The sequence below is a fragment of the Rugamonas sp. GW822-FHT03B10 genome (genome assembly GCF_058801745.1).
Genome location: NZ_JBXANP010000003.1, coordinates 249,420 through 265,551 on the forward strand (window position 1 = coordinate 249,420; position 16,132 = coordinate 265,551).

General features: G+C 67.4%; 17 protein-coding genes. 10 read left to right on the plus strand and 7 right to left on the minus strand.

Annotation, left to right across the window (positions count from 1 at the left end):
• Window positions 1-118 precede the first annotated feature (118 nt).
• The 3 genes from AC1RQG_RS07080 to AC1RQG_RS07090 all read left to right on the plus strand — a co-directional run bounded on the left by AC1RQG_RS07080 (window position 119) and on the right by AC1RQG_RS07090 (window position 3,502).
• Window positions 119-1,942: a CHASE domain-containing protein gene (locus AC1RQG_RS07080; protein ID WP_493129725.1), complete on the plus strand. Its 1,824-nt coding sequence runs from the start codon at window positions 119-121 to the stop codon at window positions 1,940-1,942.
• A 364-nt stretch (window positions 1,943-2,306) separates the two neighbouring features.
• Window positions 2,307-3,209, plus strand: a complete 903-nt coding sequence (locus tag AC1RQG_RS07085; RefSeq protein WP_493129727.1) for a glycine-rich domain-containing protein — start codon at window positions 2,307-2,309, stop codon at window positions 3,207-3,209.
• A 98-nt stretch (window positions 3,210-3,307) separates the two neighbouring features.
• Window positions 3,308-3,502, plus strand: coding sequence for a hypothetical protein (locus tag AC1RQG_RS07090; RefSeq protein ID WP_493129729.1), 195 nt, complete (start codon window positions 3,308-3,310; stop codon window positions 3,500-3,502).
• Between the two features lie 196 nt (window positions 3,503-3,698).
• Here the strand turns inward: AC1RQG_RS07090 and AC1RQG_RS07095 are convergent, their stop codons facing one another.
• Together AC1RQG_RS07095 and AC1RQG_RS07100 are read right to left on the minus strand one after the other, a co-directional pair.
• Complete coding sequence (locus tag AC1RQG_RS07095) at window positions 3,699-3,938, minus strand: hypothetical protein (protein WP_008445950.1); 240 nt, start codon at window positions 3,936-3,938, stop codon at window positions 3,699-3,701.
• 247 nt (window positions 3,939-4,185) lie between these two features.
• Window positions 4,186-4,431, minus strand: coding sequence for a hypothetical protein (locus AC1RQG_RS07100; RefSeq protein ID WP_493129731.1), 246 nt, complete (start codon window positions 4,429-4,431; stop codon window positions 4,186-4,188).
• Window positions 4,432-4,691: 260 nt separating this feature from the next.
• On the opposite strand from AC1RQG_RS07100, the gene AC1RQG_RS07105 reads away from it, so the two are divergent.
• Window positions 4,692-4,955, plus strand: a complete 264-nt coding sequence (locus AC1RQG_RS07105) for a hypothetical protein (RefSeq protein ID WP_493129733.1) — start codon at window positions 4,692-4,694, stop codon at window positions 4,953-4,955.
• 46 nt (window positions 4,956-5,001) lie between these two features.
• On the opposite strand, the gene AC1RQG_RS07110 is transcribed toward AC1RQG_RS07105, so the two are convergent.
• Both AC1RQG_RS07110 and AC1RQG_RS07115 read right to left on the minus strand, forming a co-directional pair.
• Window positions 5,002-6,543, minus strand: a complete 1,542-nt coding sequence (locus AC1RQG_RS07110; RefSeq protein ID WP_493129735.1) for a vanadium-dependent haloperoxidase — start codon at window positions 6,541-6,543, stop codon at window positions 5,002-5,004.
• 156 nt (window positions 6,544-6,699) lie between these two features.
• Entirely contained in the window at window positions 6,700-7,608 is a 909-nt protein-coding gene (locus tag AC1RQG_RS07115; protein WP_493129737.1) for an NAD-dependent epimerase/dehydratase family protein, read from the minus strand.
• A 12-nt stretch (window positions 7,609-7,620) separates the two neighbouring features.
• On the opposite strand from AC1RQG_RS07115, the gene AC1RQG_RS07120 reads away from it, so the two are divergent.
• From AC1RQG_RS07120 to AC1RQG_RS07130, 3 genes are all read left to right on the plus strand, one after another.
• Complete coding sequence (locus AC1RQG_RS07120) at window positions 7,621-8,649, plus strand: CDP-6-deoxy-delta-3,4-glucoseen reductase (RefSeq protein ID WP_493129739.1); 1,029 nt, start codon at window positions 7,621-7,623, stop codon at window positions 8,647-8,649.
• A gap of 22 nt (window positions 8,650-8,671) precedes the next feature.
• Window positions 8,672-9,340, plus strand: a complete 669-nt coding sequence (locus tag AC1RQG_RS07125; protein WP_493129740.1) for a DUF1345 domain-containing protein — start codon at window positions 8,672-8,674, stop codon at window positions 9,338-9,340.
• Window positions 9,341-9,515: 175 nt separating this feature from the next.
• A complete protein-coding gene (locus AC1RQG_RS07130; protein ID WP_493129741.1) occupies window positions 9,516-9,875 on the plus strand; it encodes an HPF/RaiA family ribosome-associated protein in 360 nt (119 codons plus the stop codon).
• 41 nt (window positions 9,876-9,916) lie between these two features.
• Here the strand turns inward: AC1RQG_RS07130 and AC1RQG_RS07135 are convergent, their stop codons facing one another.
• Window positions 9,917-10,705, minus strand: a complete 789-nt coding sequence (locus AC1RQG_RS07135) for a helical backbone metal receptor (protein ID WP_493129742.1) — start codon at window positions 10,703-10,705, stop codon at window positions 9,917-9,919.
• Between the two features lie 220 nt (window positions 10,706-10,925).
• Between AC1RQG_RS07135 and AC1RQG_RS07140 the strand changes: the two genes are divergently transcribed.
• Window positions 10,926-11,909 carry a GGDEF domain-containing protein gene (locus AC1RQG_RS07140; protein ID WP_493129743.1) on the plus strand — a complete coding sequence of 328 codons (984 nt, stop codon included), beginning with the start codon at window positions 10,926-10,928 and terminating at the stop codon, window positions 11,907-11,909.
• A 4-nt stretch (window positions 11,910-11,913) separates the two neighbouring features.
• On the opposite strand, the gene AC1RQG_RS07145 is transcribed toward AC1RQG_RS07140, so the two are convergent.
• Window positions 11,914-12,603, minus strand: coding sequence for a DUF5610 domain-containing protein (locus AC1RQG_RS07145; protein ID WP_493129745.1), 690 nt, complete (start codon window positions 12,601-12,603; stop codon window positions 11,914-11,916).
• Window positions 12,604-12,775: 172 nt separating this feature from the next.
• Here AC1RQG_RS07145 and sbcB point away from each other — a divergent pair, with 172 nt between their 5' ends.
• The gene (gene sbcB, locus AC1RQG_RS07150; protein WP_493129747.1) at window positions 12,776-14,221 is read left to right on the plus strand and encodes an exodeoxyribonuclease I; all 1,446 of its coding nucleotides are present in this window, start codon (window positions 12,776-12,778) and stop codon (window positions 14,219-14,221) included.
• Between the two features lie 56 nt (window positions 14,222-14,277).
• On the opposite strand, the gene pyrF is transcribed toward sbcB, so the two are convergent.
• Window positions 14,278-15,102, minus strand: a complete 825-nt coding sequence (pyrF, locus tag AC1RQG_RS07155) for an orotidine-5'-phosphate decarboxylase (RefSeq protein WP_493129749.1) — start codon at window positions 15,100-15,102, stop codon at window positions 14,278-14,280.
• 153 nt (window positions 15,103-15,255) lie between these two features.
• Between pyrF and AC1RQG_RS07160 the strand changes: the two genes are divergently transcribed.
• Window positions 15,256-16,020 carry an SDR family NAD(P)-dependent oxidoreductase gene (locus tag AC1RQG_RS07160; protein WP_493129751.1) on the plus strand — a complete coding sequence of 255 codons (765 nt, stop codon included), beginning with the start codon at window positions 15,256-15,258 and terminating at the stop codon, window positions 16,018-16,020.
• Window positions 16,021-16,132: the final 112 nt, after the last annotated feature.

Genomic DNA, 16,132 nt, shown 5'->3' on the forward strand with positions numbered 1-16,132 from the left:
TGACTGTGCATAGGCGGCGGCTTATAAATCAGGCAACATTCTTCCCCCGCCGACCAGGCCGCCATGCCATGCTCCGGGCCCATTTCCATTGACCAGGAATAGTCCAGCGCAAAACCCCATGCCTACCAACCGAGCGCACAAGAACTGGCTGTCCCACGCCGCGTCCGTGTGGTGGACGGGCGCGCTGCTGTCGCTGGCCGTGGGATTGGCGCTGTACGTCGTCACGACGCTGTCGATCGAGCATGACGCCCACCAGCGCTTCCAGAACCAGGCCCGCAACGCCCAGTACGCCATCACCGCGCGGGTGCGGGCCTACACCGACGTGCTGCGCGGCGCGGCCAGCTTCTTCCAGGCGGCCGACAGCGTGGACCGCGCCAGTTTCCACCGCTACGTCGCCGGCCTCAACCTGCCGCAGGAATTCGCCAGCATCGACAACATCAACTTCGCCCGTTATGTGACCGACGACCAGCGCGACCGCTTTGAACGGACCATGCGCGCCAAACCGTCCGACGGCTACCCGGCGTTCCCCACCGCCGCGCCGGCGCGGCGCCCCGACTACGCCATCATCACGCTGATCGAGCCGGTCGAGCAGTATGGCGACAAGCTGGGCGTGGACATCGCCGCGCGCCCGGCCGTGGCCCAGGCGCTGGCCCATTCGCGCGACACGGGCGCGCCCACCACGTCCGGCCAGCTGATCGTCGTGCCGGGCCAGCCGGGCCGCGCCAAGCTGGCCATGCGCATGCCCGTCTACCGCCGCGACATGGCGCTCGACAGCGTCACCCGGCGCCGCGCCGCCTACCTCGGCTCGGTCGGCATCGGCTTCAGCGTGCGCCGGCTGGTGCAGGCGGCGCTCGACGAGATCGGCGGCCACGATCTGCACCTGGCGCTGTACGACGCCGGCGCGCTGGACGAGCCCCGTCCGCGCACGGTGCCCGACGACCTGTTGTTCACCAGCCCGGCGCACGGTCCCGGCGGCGAGCCGGCGCGCGATCGGTTCGCCACCACGCTGGCGGTGGACTGCGGCGGGCGCCTGTGGCAGGCGCGATTCAGCGCGGCGAAGGCGGCCTGGCATTCGCGCGTGGACCGCTACCTGCCCTGGCTGGCGTTCGGCGCGGGCGGCCTGGTCACGCTGCTGCTGTACGTGCTGTTCCACACGCTGGCCACGTCGCGCCGGCAAGCCGTGCGCATGGCCAAGGGCATGACGCGCGAACTGCGCGACAGCCAGGCCAGCCTGCAACGCTCGCATCACCAGCTGCGCCGCCTGGCCGCGCACGCCGACCGGATCAAGGAGCTCGAACGCAAGCGCATCGCGCGCGAAATCCACGACGACCTGGGCCAGAACCTGCTGGTGCTGCGCATCGAGGCCGACCTGCTGGCCGCGCGCACGCGCCAGCGCCACCCGCGCCTGCACGCGCGCGCGCGCACCACGCTGGGCCAGATCGACCGCACCATCCGCAGCGTGCGCCACATCATCAACGACCTGCGCCCCGCCGTGCTGGACCTGGGCCTGAACGCGGCCGTCGAATGGCAGATCGACCAGTTCCGCCAGCATGCCGGCGTGGCGTGCGAGCTGGACGTCGAGGATGAGATCACGGTGGACGATCTGTGCGCCACCGCTTTCTTCCGCGTGCTACAAGAGTCGCTCAGCAACGTGCTGCAGCATGCGCGCGCCAGCGCCGTGCGGGTCGCCCTGCGCCAGCGCGACGGCGTGCTGACCATGACGATCAGCGACAACGGCGTCGGCATCGGGCCCGGCGTGCGCAACAAACCGGGCTCGTTCGGCCTGGTCGGCATCGAGGAGCGCATCGGCCTGCTGGGCGGGCGCTGCGCCATCAGCGGCGGCGAGCATGGCGCGGGCACGACGGTGGCCGTGTCGGTGCCGGTGGCCGTGCCGGCGGATGCGCTCTCGACGCCAGCCGGCGGCCAGGCGCTCGCCGCCTGAAAAAGCGCTCATCCTTTGAGAAATATCAACAAGGTGGTCTTTTCCATAAGCAACAATTCTCCATTCCAACACGGAGCGGCACGCCATCCTGGGGCCGCGCGGCGCTGAGGTCACGGGCGCCGACTTACTGCCATTTTGAAAGTCATTCTCATAGTGCCGATTACCGACAAATTTTTGAATTTCATGTTGAAATCGGCGGCGCGCCGAATATACTGGGGATGTTGATATGCATCAACTTACTGCTACCCGACCTCCGTAGCAGCGCGGTCCGGGCTACACCGCATCAAAGGCCACCGCCACCGGCGGCGCGCCGGCACGCCAGCAACTTCGTTTTCAACTCACTCAAGGCAAAGGGATTTCACCCATGATTTCACATGACAGCTTTCAAGCAATCGCCGACCTGGACCTGGAACCGATCAAGGTCAAACTGATGCATGAAGAGTCCGGCGAAGGATGGTCGCTGGAGCAGGCCAATGCGGTCGAGTTCGAGTACCGCCGTTTCCTGTACCTGATGAAAACCTTTCCGCACGAGCAAACCGCGCCGCTGATGGACGTCGACATCTTCTGGCACTATCACATCCTGGACACGATGAAATACGCGGCCGACTGCGACGCCGTGTTCGGCTACTTCCTGCACCACTTCCCCTACATCGGGCTGCGCGGCGAGGACGACGAGCAAGTGCACCACCGCGTGGGCGAGCGCATGCGCGAACTGTACGAGGCGACCTTCGGCGAGAGCTACGACCGCAGCGCCCGTCCCGCCTACTCCGGCGCGGCCGTGCAGGCCAGCGGCGCGGAAACGGCCTACTCGGGCGCGGCCACCAGGCAAGCGGGCGAAACGGCCTATTCCGGCGCGCAGACGGTCGCCTATTCGGGCGCGGCCACCCAGCAGGCCAAGCAAACGGCCTACTCGGGCGCGCAGACGGTGGCCTACTCGGGCGCCGCCACCAAACAAGCCAGCGAGACGGCCTACTCGGGCGCGCAGACGGTCGCCTATTCGGGCGCCGCCACCCAGCAGGCCAAGCAAACGGCCTACTCGGGCGCGCAGACGGTCGCCTACTCGGGCGCGGCCACCAAACAGGCCAGGGAGACGGCGTACTCGGGCGCGCAGACGGTGGCCTATTCGGGCGCCGCGATTTCTGATGCGCACGCCAACAAAATAGCCTATTCTGGATTACAGGCAGACCAGCAAACGGCTTATTCCGGCGCGGCGATCGCGCCCAAGGCGGACAGCATGTACACGGTGCGGCCGCGCCTGGGCGCCTGAGCGCGCACCTGCTGGCGGCACGGCCGCCAGCGGCCAGACCAGGATGCCGGGGTTCGCAAGGACCGCCGGCATTTTTTCATCATTTCGCGGAGGGCATCATGAGCGTCAACGCCGTCAACACCAGCAGCAGCGCCGCCGTCCAGGCGCCACCGGCGCCGCCAGCGCAGCAGCCCAAGCCGGCGCAGAAGCCGGCCGCCGAACAGGTCGCCGCCGCGCCGCCGCCGCCGCCTCCCGCACCGGCCGTCAACACGCAGGGCCAGAAGATAGGCACGACCATCAGCACCACGGCCTGACGGCGAAGGCGACGAACGCGGGCGGGCCGCAAGGCCGGCACCGGGCGCGCAGCCGGCACGCCAAGGCGCCGCAACAAGGGAAGGACAACACGGAAAGGACGGTACGCCGGACGGCGCCGTCATGCCAGACCCGTCGGGCCTGGCGAACGCGGCAACGACGGCGTCAGGCTGCGCCCGCGCCGTCGGGTGTGGCTGCTCAGGCGGCCATCAGCTCGCGCAGTTCGCGGATGCTGAAATCGCTGATCTCGTGCATGCGGATCAGGATGGTCGCGCCGATCGGCAGCGTGTTGTGGCGGATCTTGCTGATCACGGGCGGTGCGACTTCCAGCGCGCGCGACAGGGCCGCATCATTTTTCAGTTGCAGTTTCTCAATGATGGCGTCCAGCACACGGTTCGGGTTGTACGTAGGCGACGCGGTGATTTCTTTGATAGACATGATGTTCACTAGGTTTCCGGCCGTCTCTTGGTAAGAAAACGACACTCAAATAAAAAATATGTAGCTTCATTACCTCGATCGCAGCCCCGAACGCCAACTTTCCTGCTGGCATCCGACGCGCGGCCGGGATAATACACGCTTCCGTTAACGTAAGGCTAACTCATCAGACATTTCTGTGAGATTTAGAGAGATTTTACGCCTATTTCTTGTGGTAGGAACATTTTCCTTGCGAAATAAGTAAAAAACCTTAGCGTGAGCGGCTGAAACCTGCTGCGAGGAAACACCATTCGACGGCCAACAGCGTGGCCAACTGGGCGATTGTGCCCGGGAGGAACAGGCCTTGGCCTGTGGAGAGGACGCCACAGTGCGAGTCGCCATACCAGCCCAGCTGGCGGCGGATCTCGTCCGGGGTGGGAGGGGGACGGCGATCGAATTCACGCAAATGCATGTAAGCCCGGACCTGCTCCTTGGTCGGATGCAATGAGGTAGGCATGTCGCGCTCCTTCACGGTCGTCGCCAGCTTGCGCCGGCGATATAGTCATTAACGGCCAGCTAACCGATTTCCGCAGCCGCCACGACGATTTGGCTCACCATATCGTATCATAGGGCCGCCTGGTTGATATACATCATGCAACTCGTCTTACAAGTCTGCAGCACCAAGCTTACACCTGACTTGCAACGTGGTGGCGGCCCGGCGGCGGTGTTGCGCTAGAATGACGACCCCGTCCGACCGCAACGCATAAGAAGACCGCCATGACCTACGAAGAATTCCTCGACGAAATAACCACCCTGCTCACCGAGCTGTACGACATGGCCGACGACGCCGCCATCAAGCTGGTGATGGACGCCCAGGCCGCCGACCATTTCGTCACCCACGACGACCAGCCCGAACTGCGCACGGTCGAACAGGCGAAAAAAGAAGCGGCGGCCCTGTACGAGGCCCGCCAGAACAAGCAGCGCACGCAGCAGAAACAGCAGCAGCGCGTGCACCAGCAGCGCGTGCAAAAGAAACGCTGACCGGCCCCGGCGGCCCGGCTGGCCGGGCCGCACGCGCGCGCCGTCATCAGGGCCGCGCGTCGCCCTGCCAGAACGACGCCGCCTTCAGATAGGCTTGCGCGCCGGCACTGCGCCCGAGCTGACGGCCCGCCTCGTCGCCGGCGCGGAAATGGATGCCGCCATAACGGCGCGACATGCCCGCCTCGTCCGCCGCCTCCGAGAACGTGCGCCACGCCAGCACCACGTCCGCCGCCGGCGACGCCGGTTCGGCCTTGAGGCTGTGGGCCGGCACCGTCACGCTGGCGACGAAGGTGTCGGCGCCCGTGTAGCGGCGCAGCACCTCGGCCGCCGCCGCGCTGAACGCGCTGTGGCCGCTCACATATTCCGCGAACGGCGGCACGGGGAAGGAGCCGGGCTGGAATGGAATCCAGGCCGCGCCATCCATGTCCACGTTGTCCAGGCCGGGGCCGCCCCAGCCACGGATGCGCTTGCCATTGAACAGGTAACGCACGGCCGTGATCGGGCGCGAGGTGTTGTAGTAGCGCTTCGCTTCCCAGGCGCCGATGCCGGCGTCGAACACGGCGTTGGACAGGGCGAAATACATCTTGGCGTCGTCGTCGAGCGTGTGCTTGTCGCGCCCCGACACGAGCTGGGCGAACAAATGCCAGTGGCCGGGCGGCTGTTCCGAATTGGGGCCGTCGGCCCAGTAGTCGGCCATGCACTTCTGGCGGTCGTCCAGCGCTGCCGTCAGATCGATGATTTCCTGCGCTTGCGCCACATAGTCGGCGCTGCCGAACGCGGCCGGCGCGGCCGGCCGGAACTGGTCGCTGCGCGTCAGCGCGAAGCCCAGCACCTTGCCCCAGTGCGGCGCGCTGTAGGCCGGGGTCACGATGGCGCCCGCCGGGTTCGCATAGCGCAATGGCTGCCAGGACTCCGGATGCGGCATGGCGGCCAGCGGCGTGGTCGCCGCCACCGTCATGGCCGGATTGACCGGCACATAGCCGGTGTAGTCGGCGTATGGCACGGGGTTGCCGCCCGGGCCGGGCGGCGCCAGCTCGCCCAGCTGGTTGGCGCCGTCCACGTGGCGGTAGGCCAGCACGGCCTGGGCCGCCAGATGGCCGACGCCCTCCGGCGTGGCGGGGTCGGTCGAGCGCACGGCGGGGTCGTAGCCGAGCTTGACCATCAGCGCCTCCAGACTGCCTTTCTGGCTCGGGTAGAGGTCGAGCAGCGTCTCCAGCGCCGCATAGCTGATCGCCTTCGATTTGTAGCTATCGGTGCGCTCGCCGGCCGGGCGCCGCAGTGTGTCGCCGTAGCGCGTGCCGTTGGCGTGCGCGTCGTACGCCGCCCAGGCGTCGTACATCGCGGTCGAGACCATGGCCAGTCCGCGCGCCGAGATCGGCGGCCCCAGTTTGACGGTGCGGATGGCCTCGATGTTGGCCTGTTCCCATTGCAGCACGACATTGTCGCCGGCCGGCACGATCAGCGCCGCCTGGCTGGCGCCCCGCGTGGACGGATCGCTGCCGCCGCAGCCGGCCAGCGCCAGCATGGCGCCCGCGCAGGCGAAAGTGGTCCAGCGCGCGCCGGCGCGGCTGGAAGAGAAAATCAGCATGGTTACCCTTGTTTGGATGAATCGACGTGGAAAGGCGGCCCGGAAAAACTTTCCGAATTACAACCTTTCATTTTTGCACGTGATTCTACCAACAGTACCCGGTGATCATTGCTGAAAAATTAAAACAATGTGGTGCGATCGACACGCACCCCGCACTCATCCCCGGCAGCCCGATTGGCAGCCGCAGCCGCCCGACAGCGCCGATCCCACCGTCGGATAGCGCAGGCGCACGCCGAGCTCCCGTTTCAGCCGCGTGTTGCGCATGCGCCGCGATTCGGACATGAACGACAGCAGCGTCGGCGTGACCACGCGCTCCAGCTCGGCGCGCGGCAGGCGCGGCGCGCGCGCCAGCCCGAAGGCGTCGGCCACCACGTCGAAATACTGGCCCATCTTCATGTCGCTGTCGTCGACCGCGTGGTAGACACGGTTCGCCTGCCCGCGCAGCAGCGCGCGCGCGACGATGCGGGCCAGGTCGTCGGCGTGGATATGGTTGGTGTACACATCGTCGGCCTCGACCAGCGCCGGCGTGCCCTCGTGCAGCCGCCGCAGTGGCAAACGGTCGCCCGCATAGATGCCGGGTACGCGCAGGATGGCCAGCGTGGCGCCGCTGCGCACGGCCCAGGCCCGCAGCACCTGCTCCGCGTCCACCCGCCGCAGTGCGCGGCCGTTGCGGGGCGCCACCGGCCGGCTCTCGTCGATCAGCGCGCCGCCGCAATCGCCATACACGCCGCTGGTGCTGACGTAAACCAGCCGTCCATGGTCAGGTAGAATGGCGGTCACATGGCGCGTGCGCAGGTCGCGCGCGCCGTCCGACTGGGGCGGCGCCAGATGCACGACATACTGCGCCAGGCCTTTCAGGCGGCGCAGCGTTTCGGGCCGGTCCAGGTCGGCCACGACCGGCACCGCGCCCAGCGCGCGCAGCTCGGCGCGGCGGGCGGGCTGGCTGGTGACGGCGAACACGCGGAACTGTGTGCGCAACAGCGGCAGCAGACGCATGCCGACATCGCCGCAGCCGAGGATGAGCAGGCGCGGCCGGTGGAATTTTCGAATAACTGTTTTTTTCATGTGAAAGATTGTATGACGTTTCAAATCACTGTACAGCCCAGCGGCCATCAATTCACCTGTGAGGAAGACGAAACCGTCCTGACGGCGGCCATGCGCGCCGGGGTCGGCATCCCCTACGGTTGCAAGAACGGCGCCTGCAGCTCGTGCAAGGGCAAGGTCGTCTCGGGCACGGTCAGCCACAAGGCGCACCAGCAGAAAGCGCTGACGCCGGAGGAGGAAAGCGCCGGCTGGTCGCTGTTCTGCTGCGCCACCGCCCACAGCGACCTGGTGATCGAGGCGCGCGAAGTGGAAGGCAGCAGCGACTACCCGGTCAAGAAAATGCCGTCGCGCGTGAGCACCATCGAGAAGGTGGCGCCGGACGTGGTGGTGCTGACGCTGCAACTGCCGGCCAACGAGAAGCTCAAGTACCGCGCCGGCCAGTATATCGAGTTCATGCTGCGCGATGGCAAACGCCGCAGCTACAGCGTGGCCACGGCGCCCGAATCGGAGCAGCCGCTGGCGCTGCACATCCGCCACATGCCGGGCGGCCTGTTCACCGAGCAGGTGTTCACCACGCTCAAGGAACGCGACATCCTGCGCTTCGAAGGCCCGCTGGGCACCTTCTTCGTGCGCGACGACAGCGACAAGCCGATGGTGCTGCTGGCGTCGGGCACCGGCTTCGCGCCGATCAAGGCCATCGTCGAACACCTGGTGCAGCAAGGCGCGACCCGCCCCATGACGCTGTACTGGGGCGGCCGCCGGCCGCAGGACCTGTACATGGACACGCTGTGCCGCCAGTGGGCCGCCGAGCTGCCCAACTTCCAGTACGTGCCGGTGGTGTCGAACGCGCTGGCCGAGGACAACTGGCAGGGCCGCACCGGCTTCGTGCACCAGGCCGTGATGGCCGACCTGCCCGACCTGTCCGGCCACCAGGTGTATGCGTGCGGCGCGCCCATCATGGTGGACACGGCCCGCCAGGACTTCACGGCCCAGTGCAAACTGCCGGCCGACGAGTTCTACGCGGACGCCTTCACCACCGAGGCCGACCTCAACCAGCCGTGACGGCCAGCGCCGCCCCGGCCCCATGACGATGCGCGTCCAGCTCCCGTTGCGCGGCTTCGTCCGCAGCCGTCCGCACCTGGTGGGCGCCATCGCGCTGGGCGCGGTGGTGGCGCCGTTCCTGCCGGGCGCGTGGTCGTGGCTGACGCGCCTGCTGGTGGCGTGGGACGCCGGCACCTGGGGCTATCTGCTGACCATGGCCTGGATGATGATGCGCGCCGACCACCGCACCGTCAAACGCCTCGCGGCGCGCCAGGACGAGCGCTCGCCCGTGATCCTGGCCACCCTGAGCGTGGCCGCGCTGACCAGCCTGGTGGCCATCGTGTCGCAGCTGTCGACACTCAAGGACGTGGCCGCCGACGAGCGGGCCTGGCACTACGGCCTGGCCGTGCTCACGCTGCTCGGCTCGTGGTTCCTGGTCGGCGTGCTGTTCACCGTCCACTACGCCCACCTGTACTACACCGAACCGGGCGCGCCGCCGCTGGCCTTCCCCGACGGCGAGCAACAGCCCGACTACTGGGACTTTCTGTACTTCGCGTTCACCATCGCGGTGGCCGCGCAAACGTCGGACGTGACGGTGCGCGCGCCGCTGATGCGCAAGCTGGTGCTGGGCCAGTCGGTGCTCAGCTTCTTCTTCAACCTGGTCATATTGGGGCTGTCGATCAATATTGCAGCGGGCATTATCAATACCTGAGCACGTCGTAGGGCCATGATCCGACATGGCTTTCGCGGCCGCCGAAAAGGAGTAAGATAAAACCGTGTGCGAGGCGATGAGGCCACCAGGTTTGGGTGCACACCGGCCGCGCCATGCGTCGGCCTCGAAGCGCGATGCTTTGACCCTGCCTTCTTGTATAACCGGGAGTAAGCATATGCAGATCAATATCAACACCGATAAAACCATCGAACGTCATGCAGGCCTGGACGAACATGTGCAATCTGTCGTCAGCGCCGCCCTCAGCCGGTTTGGCGAGCATATCAGCCGGGTCGAAGTCCACCTTAGCGACAACAACAGCCAGAAATCGGGCGACGGCGACAATCGCTGCCTGATGGAAGCGCGCGTGACCGGCTACCAGCCGATCGCCGTGAGCGACCACGCCGCCACGCTGCACCAGGCCATCAGCGGCTCCGCCGACAAGCTCAAGCGCGCCATCGACAGCGCCCTAGGCCGCCTGTACGACAGCAAACTGCGCGCCACCGTCCCGGATGGCGCCACCGAAGCGGCTGACTGATACGGCCCGGACGGCCCGCCGCCACGACGCGCGGCGCGCCGTCAGCGCTGCGCCAGCTGGCGCAGATAGCGCAATCCCTGCAGCGACCGGCTGCCATACCACGACATCATCTCCCCATCGACCAGCAGCACCGGCTTGCCGATCTGGCGCTCCAACGCATCGCAATGCGCGTCCGTGAAGCGGTACGGTTCGCTCGACAACAGCACGCCGTCGATCGACGCCAGCAGTTCCGGCGTCCACGCGAAGCGCGGATAACGGCCCTCCCCCAGGTCCGGCACCTGCCAGCCGATCTCGGCGAGCATGCTGGCGATGTAGGTGTCGCGCGACACGCTCATCCACGGATCCTGCCAGATGCAGTACAACATGGTCTGCGGCCGCGCCGGCGCCGCCGCCTGCCGCGCGCGCAGCGCCCGGTGTTCCTCCTCGAACGCGGCGCACCACGCCTGCGCCCGCTCCTCAGCGCAGAACACCCCGCCCATCAAGCGCGCCAGCGCCACGTTGTCGTAGGGCTGGTTCGGATGGGTGACGACGATGTGGGGCACGAATTCGGCCAGCGCATCGACCGTGGGCTTCTCGTTCTCGTCGATGTTGACCACCAGGTGGGTGGGCGCCAGCTGGCGGATCTTGTCCAGATTGACGTCCTTGGTGCCGCCGATCTTGGGGATGGCCTGCACCACGTCGGCCGGATGGATGCAGAACCCCGTGCGGCCGACGATCCGGCCCGCCAGGCCCAGCTCGCACAGCAATTCCGTGATGGAGGGCACCAGCGATACGATGCGGGCCTGTGGCGCGGCCTCGTGTGGCTGGCCGATGGCGTCGATGAAGCTCATCCGATTTGTCCCGGTAGCGAAGAATGTCGCTATTGAAACACGGCGACCAACCAAGGTCAAAAGCCCCCCCAAACCGGGGTCAGGTCATGCCTTCGCGCAAACTGCCCGGAGGCATGACCTGACCCCGGTTTGGGCCTTACGGGCCGTGGCAACATTGTTTGCGCTATGATAATGCCCAAGGCTTGCATGTTGGCAGCCGCGTTCCCCCTGAAAGACGATCGTGAAACACATCAGCACCTTTGGCGCGTCCGGCCATCAGCTCAGCGAACTGCACCTGTTCCGCGGCTCCGATGACGCGCCCGCCATCGCGCGGCGCCTGGCCGGCTGCGCCGTCATCCGGGTGGAGGCGGGCCAGCCGGTGGCCCACGGCCAGCAGGCCCGGCTCTACATCGTGCTGCGCGGCGCGTTGGCGGTGGCGGCCGACACCCGCACCGGCATGGCCGACGGCACCGTCAGCAAGGTGCTGCCGGGCGAAAGCGTGGGCGAGCAATCGGTGCTGGACGAGGAAGCCAACCTGGCCTCGATCACGGCGCTCGAGCAGAGCGACTTGCTGGTGATCGAAGCCGATCTCGTCTGGCAGCTGATCGACGCCTCGAACGCGCTCGCGCGCAACCTGCTGCGGCTGCTGTCGTTCCGCATCCGCGCCGCCAACGCCCAGTTGCGCCGGCGCCAGAAGCTGGGCGAGTTCTACCGCCAGCTGTCGATGATCGACGGCCTCACGGGCCTGTACAACCGGGCCTGGCTCAACGATGTGCTGCCGACCATGGTGGCCACGGCCCACGCGGCCGGCACGCCGCTGGCGCTGATCATGATCGACCTCGACCACTTCAAGAGGTTCAACGACAGCCATGGCCACCTGGCCGGCGACCAGGCGCTGCGCACGGCGGCCCAGGTGCTGAGCGGCGCGCTGCGCCCCACCGATTGCGCGGTGCGCTATGGCGGCGAGGAAATGATGGTGCTGCTGCCCGACACCAGCGACAAGGTGGCCAGCACCGTGGCCGAGCGGCTGTGCGAACGGATGCGGCAAGCCGTCGTGTTCGGCGACATGCGGCTGCCGCTGCCGCACATCACGGCCTCGCTGGGCGTGGCCACCCTGCAAGCGGACCAGGATGAGCAAGCGCTGATCGCGGCCGCCGACGCCGCCCTGTACCGCGCCAAGGAGGCGGGCCGCAACCGCGTGGCCCTGCAACAGCTGGCGGCCTGAGCGCTCACCCGGCCGCGCCGGCCGCCGGCTTGGCCACCACCGATGCCTGGGCCGACACGGACGCCGTCTGCGTGACGGCCGCCGTGGCCGGCGCGGTCGCCTGCGTTGCCGGTGTCGCCTGCGCCGGCGTCGCCGACGACGCGCCGGACTTGCGCTGGGCCGCCTCGAAATCGGCGTAGCCTTTCTGCACCAGTTCGTAGGTCTTGTCGACGTTGCCGGCGATGTCGCCGTTCAGCACGTTCAGGCCGGTGAGGATGTCGCGCGCCTCCTTGAAGCCCTGCTCCATCCCGCCCTTGATGGTGGCCATGAAGTTGGTCAGCATCTGCTCCGGGTCCTCGCCCGCGTGCTGCTTCTGGTAGGCGCCATAGAACGCCGTCGACAGCGCCACGATGCGGCCCGCCGTGCCCTCCGGCGTGTTGTCCTGCCCCATGGCGTTCTGGATCGCGTTGTCGCCGAACTGGCCGCGCAACGCCTCGTTGATGCCGGTCAGCGCCGACTTGAGCAGCAGCGCCAGCGGATCGTCCTGGGCGCCGATCGACACCGTCAGCGACGCCTGCACGATGGACGCGTTCAGTTGCAGCTTGGCCTGGGCGGCCGGCGCCGGTCCGGCCCCGTCCGTCTGCTGGCTGGCCGCCACGCCGGCCGGGGCGGTCGGCGCCGCCACGGTGGCGTTGACGGAAACGTGATTTGACATGATGGCGCTCCTTGCCCCAGCATACTGGACAGACTGGCGACCGGCGGCCATGCCACCGGACGCGGCGGATCGGGCGCACGCGGCGCTGCCGGGGTGTCCGCAGGCGTTGCCCGACCGCTCACCTTATACTATCGGCCCGCGGCCAGAAAACTGCAGTATTTTCGACAATTCCATGACCACCCATACCTTCCTTTGGCACGACTATGAAACCTTCGGCGCGCAGGCGCGCCGCGACCGCCCCGCCCAGTTCGCCGCCATCCGCACCGATGCCGACCTGAACGAGATCGGCGAGCCGATCATGCTCTACTGCAAGCCGGCCAACGATTTCCTGCCCGACCCACAATCGTGCCTGATCACCGGCATCACGCCGCAGCAGTGTCTGGAATGGGGCGTGCCGGAACACCAGTTCGCGGCCACCATCGAGCAGGCGTTCTCCAAGCCGGGCACGGTGGGCGTCGGCTACAACACCATCCGTTTCGACGACGAGATCACCCGTTTCATGTTCTGGCGCAACCTGATCGACCCGTACGCGCGCGAATGGCAGCACCAGTGCGGCCGCTGGGACTTGCTGGACGTGGTGCGCATGACCTATGCGCTGCGGCCGGAAGGCATCGCGTGGCCCACGCGCGAGGATGGCAAGCCGAGCTTCCGGCTCGAACACCTGGCCGCCGCCAACGGCCTGCTGCACGAGGCCGCGCACGACGCGCTGTCGGACGTGCGCGCCACCATCGCGCTGGCGCGCCTGATCAGGCAGAAGCAGCCCAAGCTGTTCGATTTCTGCTTCGCGCTGCACAAGAAGGACCGCGTGGCCGACGAGATCGGCATGCATCTGGCGCCGGCGCTGCGCGCGCCGTTCCTGCACGTGTCGGGCATGTTCCCGGCCGAGCGCGGCTGCCTCGGCATCGTGTGGCCGCTGGGCGTGCATCCGACCAACAAGAACGAGGTGCTGGTGTGGGACTGCAGCCACGACCCGCGCGAGCTGGCCGCGCTGGACGCCGACACGATCCGCCTGCGCCTGTTCAGCAAGGCCGACGCGCTGCCCGAAGGCATGACGCGCCTGCCGATCAAGAGCATCCACCTGAACAAGTCGCCGATGCTGGTGTCCAACCTGAAGACGCTGTCGCCGGCCATGGCGGCGCGCTGGGGCATCGATGTCGAACAGTGCCGCGCCAACGCGGCGCTGGCGGCGGCCGTGCCGGACATGGCGGCCATCTGGGCCGAGGTGTTCCAGCGGCCCGGCGCGCCGGCGCTGGATGTGGACGAGGATTTGTACAACGGCTTCGTGGGCACGGGCGACCGCCGCCTGCTGGAATCGCTGCGCAAGGAAAGCCCGGCCAGGCTGGCCACGCTGTCGCCCGTGTTCGACGACGCGCGGCTGGCCGAACTGCTGTTCCGCTACCGCGCCCGCAACTTCCCCGAGACGCTGTCGGCGGCGGAGATGGAACACTGGGAACAGCACCGCGCGGCGCGCCTGTTCGATGGCGAGGCCGGCGCGCGCACGGTCGATCAACTGTTCAGCGAAATCGACCAGTTGCAGGAAACGGCCGACGAGCGCGGCGAGCACATCCTGGGTGAGTTGTACGACTACGCGGAGATGGTGGCGCCGGCGCGTCATTGACGGTCGGCGCCCGGCCCGACCCACGGCACAGGGCCGCGGGTCGAGCTGAAGACGCCTTAGCCGGCGCGGTACTGATTGATGGCGTCGCGCGTCTCCAGCGCCACGCGGCGGGCGGCGGCGGCGAAGTCCTCGCCGGCCTGCTGCGGCGCGTACAGGATGGCGCGCGAGGAATTGATCATCATGCCGTGGCCGCCGGCCGTGCGGCCCGCGCGCACGGTGGCCGCGATGTCGCCGCCCTGGGCGCCGATGCCCGGCACCAGCAGCGGCATGTCGCCGACGATGGCGCGCACCTGCGCCAGTTCCTCCGGGAAGGTGGCGCCCACCACCAGCGCGCACTGGCCGTTGCTGTTCCACTTCTCGGCCACCAGGCGCGCCACGTGCTGGTACAGCGGCTTGCCATCCACGTTCAGGAATTGCAGGTCGGAGCCGCCCGGATTGGACGTGCGGCACAGGATGATGACGCCGCGCTCGCTCCACTCCATGTAGGGCTCGACCGAGTCCGAGCCCATGTAGGGGTTGACGGTGACGGCGTCGGCGCCGTAGCGGTCGAACGCTTCGCGCGCGTACTGGCGCGCGGTGGCGCCGATGTCGCCGCGCTTGGCGTCGAGGATCAGCGGAATGTGGGGGTAGTTGGCGCGCGCGTAGGCGCAGATCTGTTCCAGTTGCTGTTCGGCGCCCAGCGCCGCGAAGTAGGCGATCTGCGGCTTGAACGAGCAGGCCAGGTCGGCGGTCGCGTCGATGATCTCGCGGCAGAACTGGTAGATGCCGTCCGGCGCGGACTGGAAGCGGGCCGGCAGCTTGGCCATGTCGGGGTCGAGGCCCACGCACAGCAGGGAGTCGTTGGCCGTCCACGCGGCGGATAATTTATTGATGAAATTCACGACGGTGCCCTTTATTCGATTGCAAACCCTCAATTGTAACGCGGCCATCGGCGCCCCGCGCGAAATGGGGCGCCACGGTGGAGTAAAATCCGCTACACCATCCCCCTACCGGGCGCCACAAGCGCCCTCACCCTTCAGCATGGAAACGAGCCTATGAAACTGACAGACAAAGTTGCGATTGTGACCGGCGCCACCCAGGGCATCGGCCTGGCGTGCGCCCAACGGCTGGTGGCCGAAGGGGCCAGCGTCATGCTGGTCGACATCAAGCCGGACGGCGCGCAAGCGGCCGCCGCGCTGGGCGGACAGGCGCGCTTCTTCGCCGCCGACGTCAGCCAGAAGGCCGACGTGGACGCGCTGGTGGCCGCGACCCTGGCCGCCTTCGGCCGGATCGACATCCTGGTCAACAATGCCGGCGTGACCCACGCCGCCGATTTCCTCGACCTGACCGAGGAGGATTTCGACCGCGTGCTGCGCATCAACCTCAAGTCCATGTTCCTGTGCGGCCAGGCCGTGGCGCGCGAGATGGTCAAGCGCCACAGCGGCTGCATCATCAACATGTCCAGCGTCAATTCGGAACTGGCCATCCCGAACCAGGTGCCGTATGTCGTGTCCAAGGGCGGCATCAACCAGCTGACCAAGGTGATGGCGCTCAACCTGGCGCCGCACGGCGTGCGCGTGAACGGCATCGGCCCCGGCACCATCCTGACGGAACTGGCCAAGAAGGCCGTGCTGGGCAGCCCGGAGGCGCGCCACACCATCCTGTCGCGCACGCCGATGGGCCGCTGCGGCGAACCGGAGGAAGTGGCGTCCATCGCCGCCTTCCTGGCCAGCGACGACGCCAGCTACATGACGGGCCAGACCCTGTTCGTGGACGGCGGCCGCCTGGCGCTCAACTACACTGTTCCTGTCAAGGATTGAGTGTTTCCGAGGAGATATAACTTAAAGGCATGACAGGTATCCGAAACAACAATTAGACACATATAACGCATCGCAGCATAATTACACCTGTCTCCACTATTCTCCTCCAAGA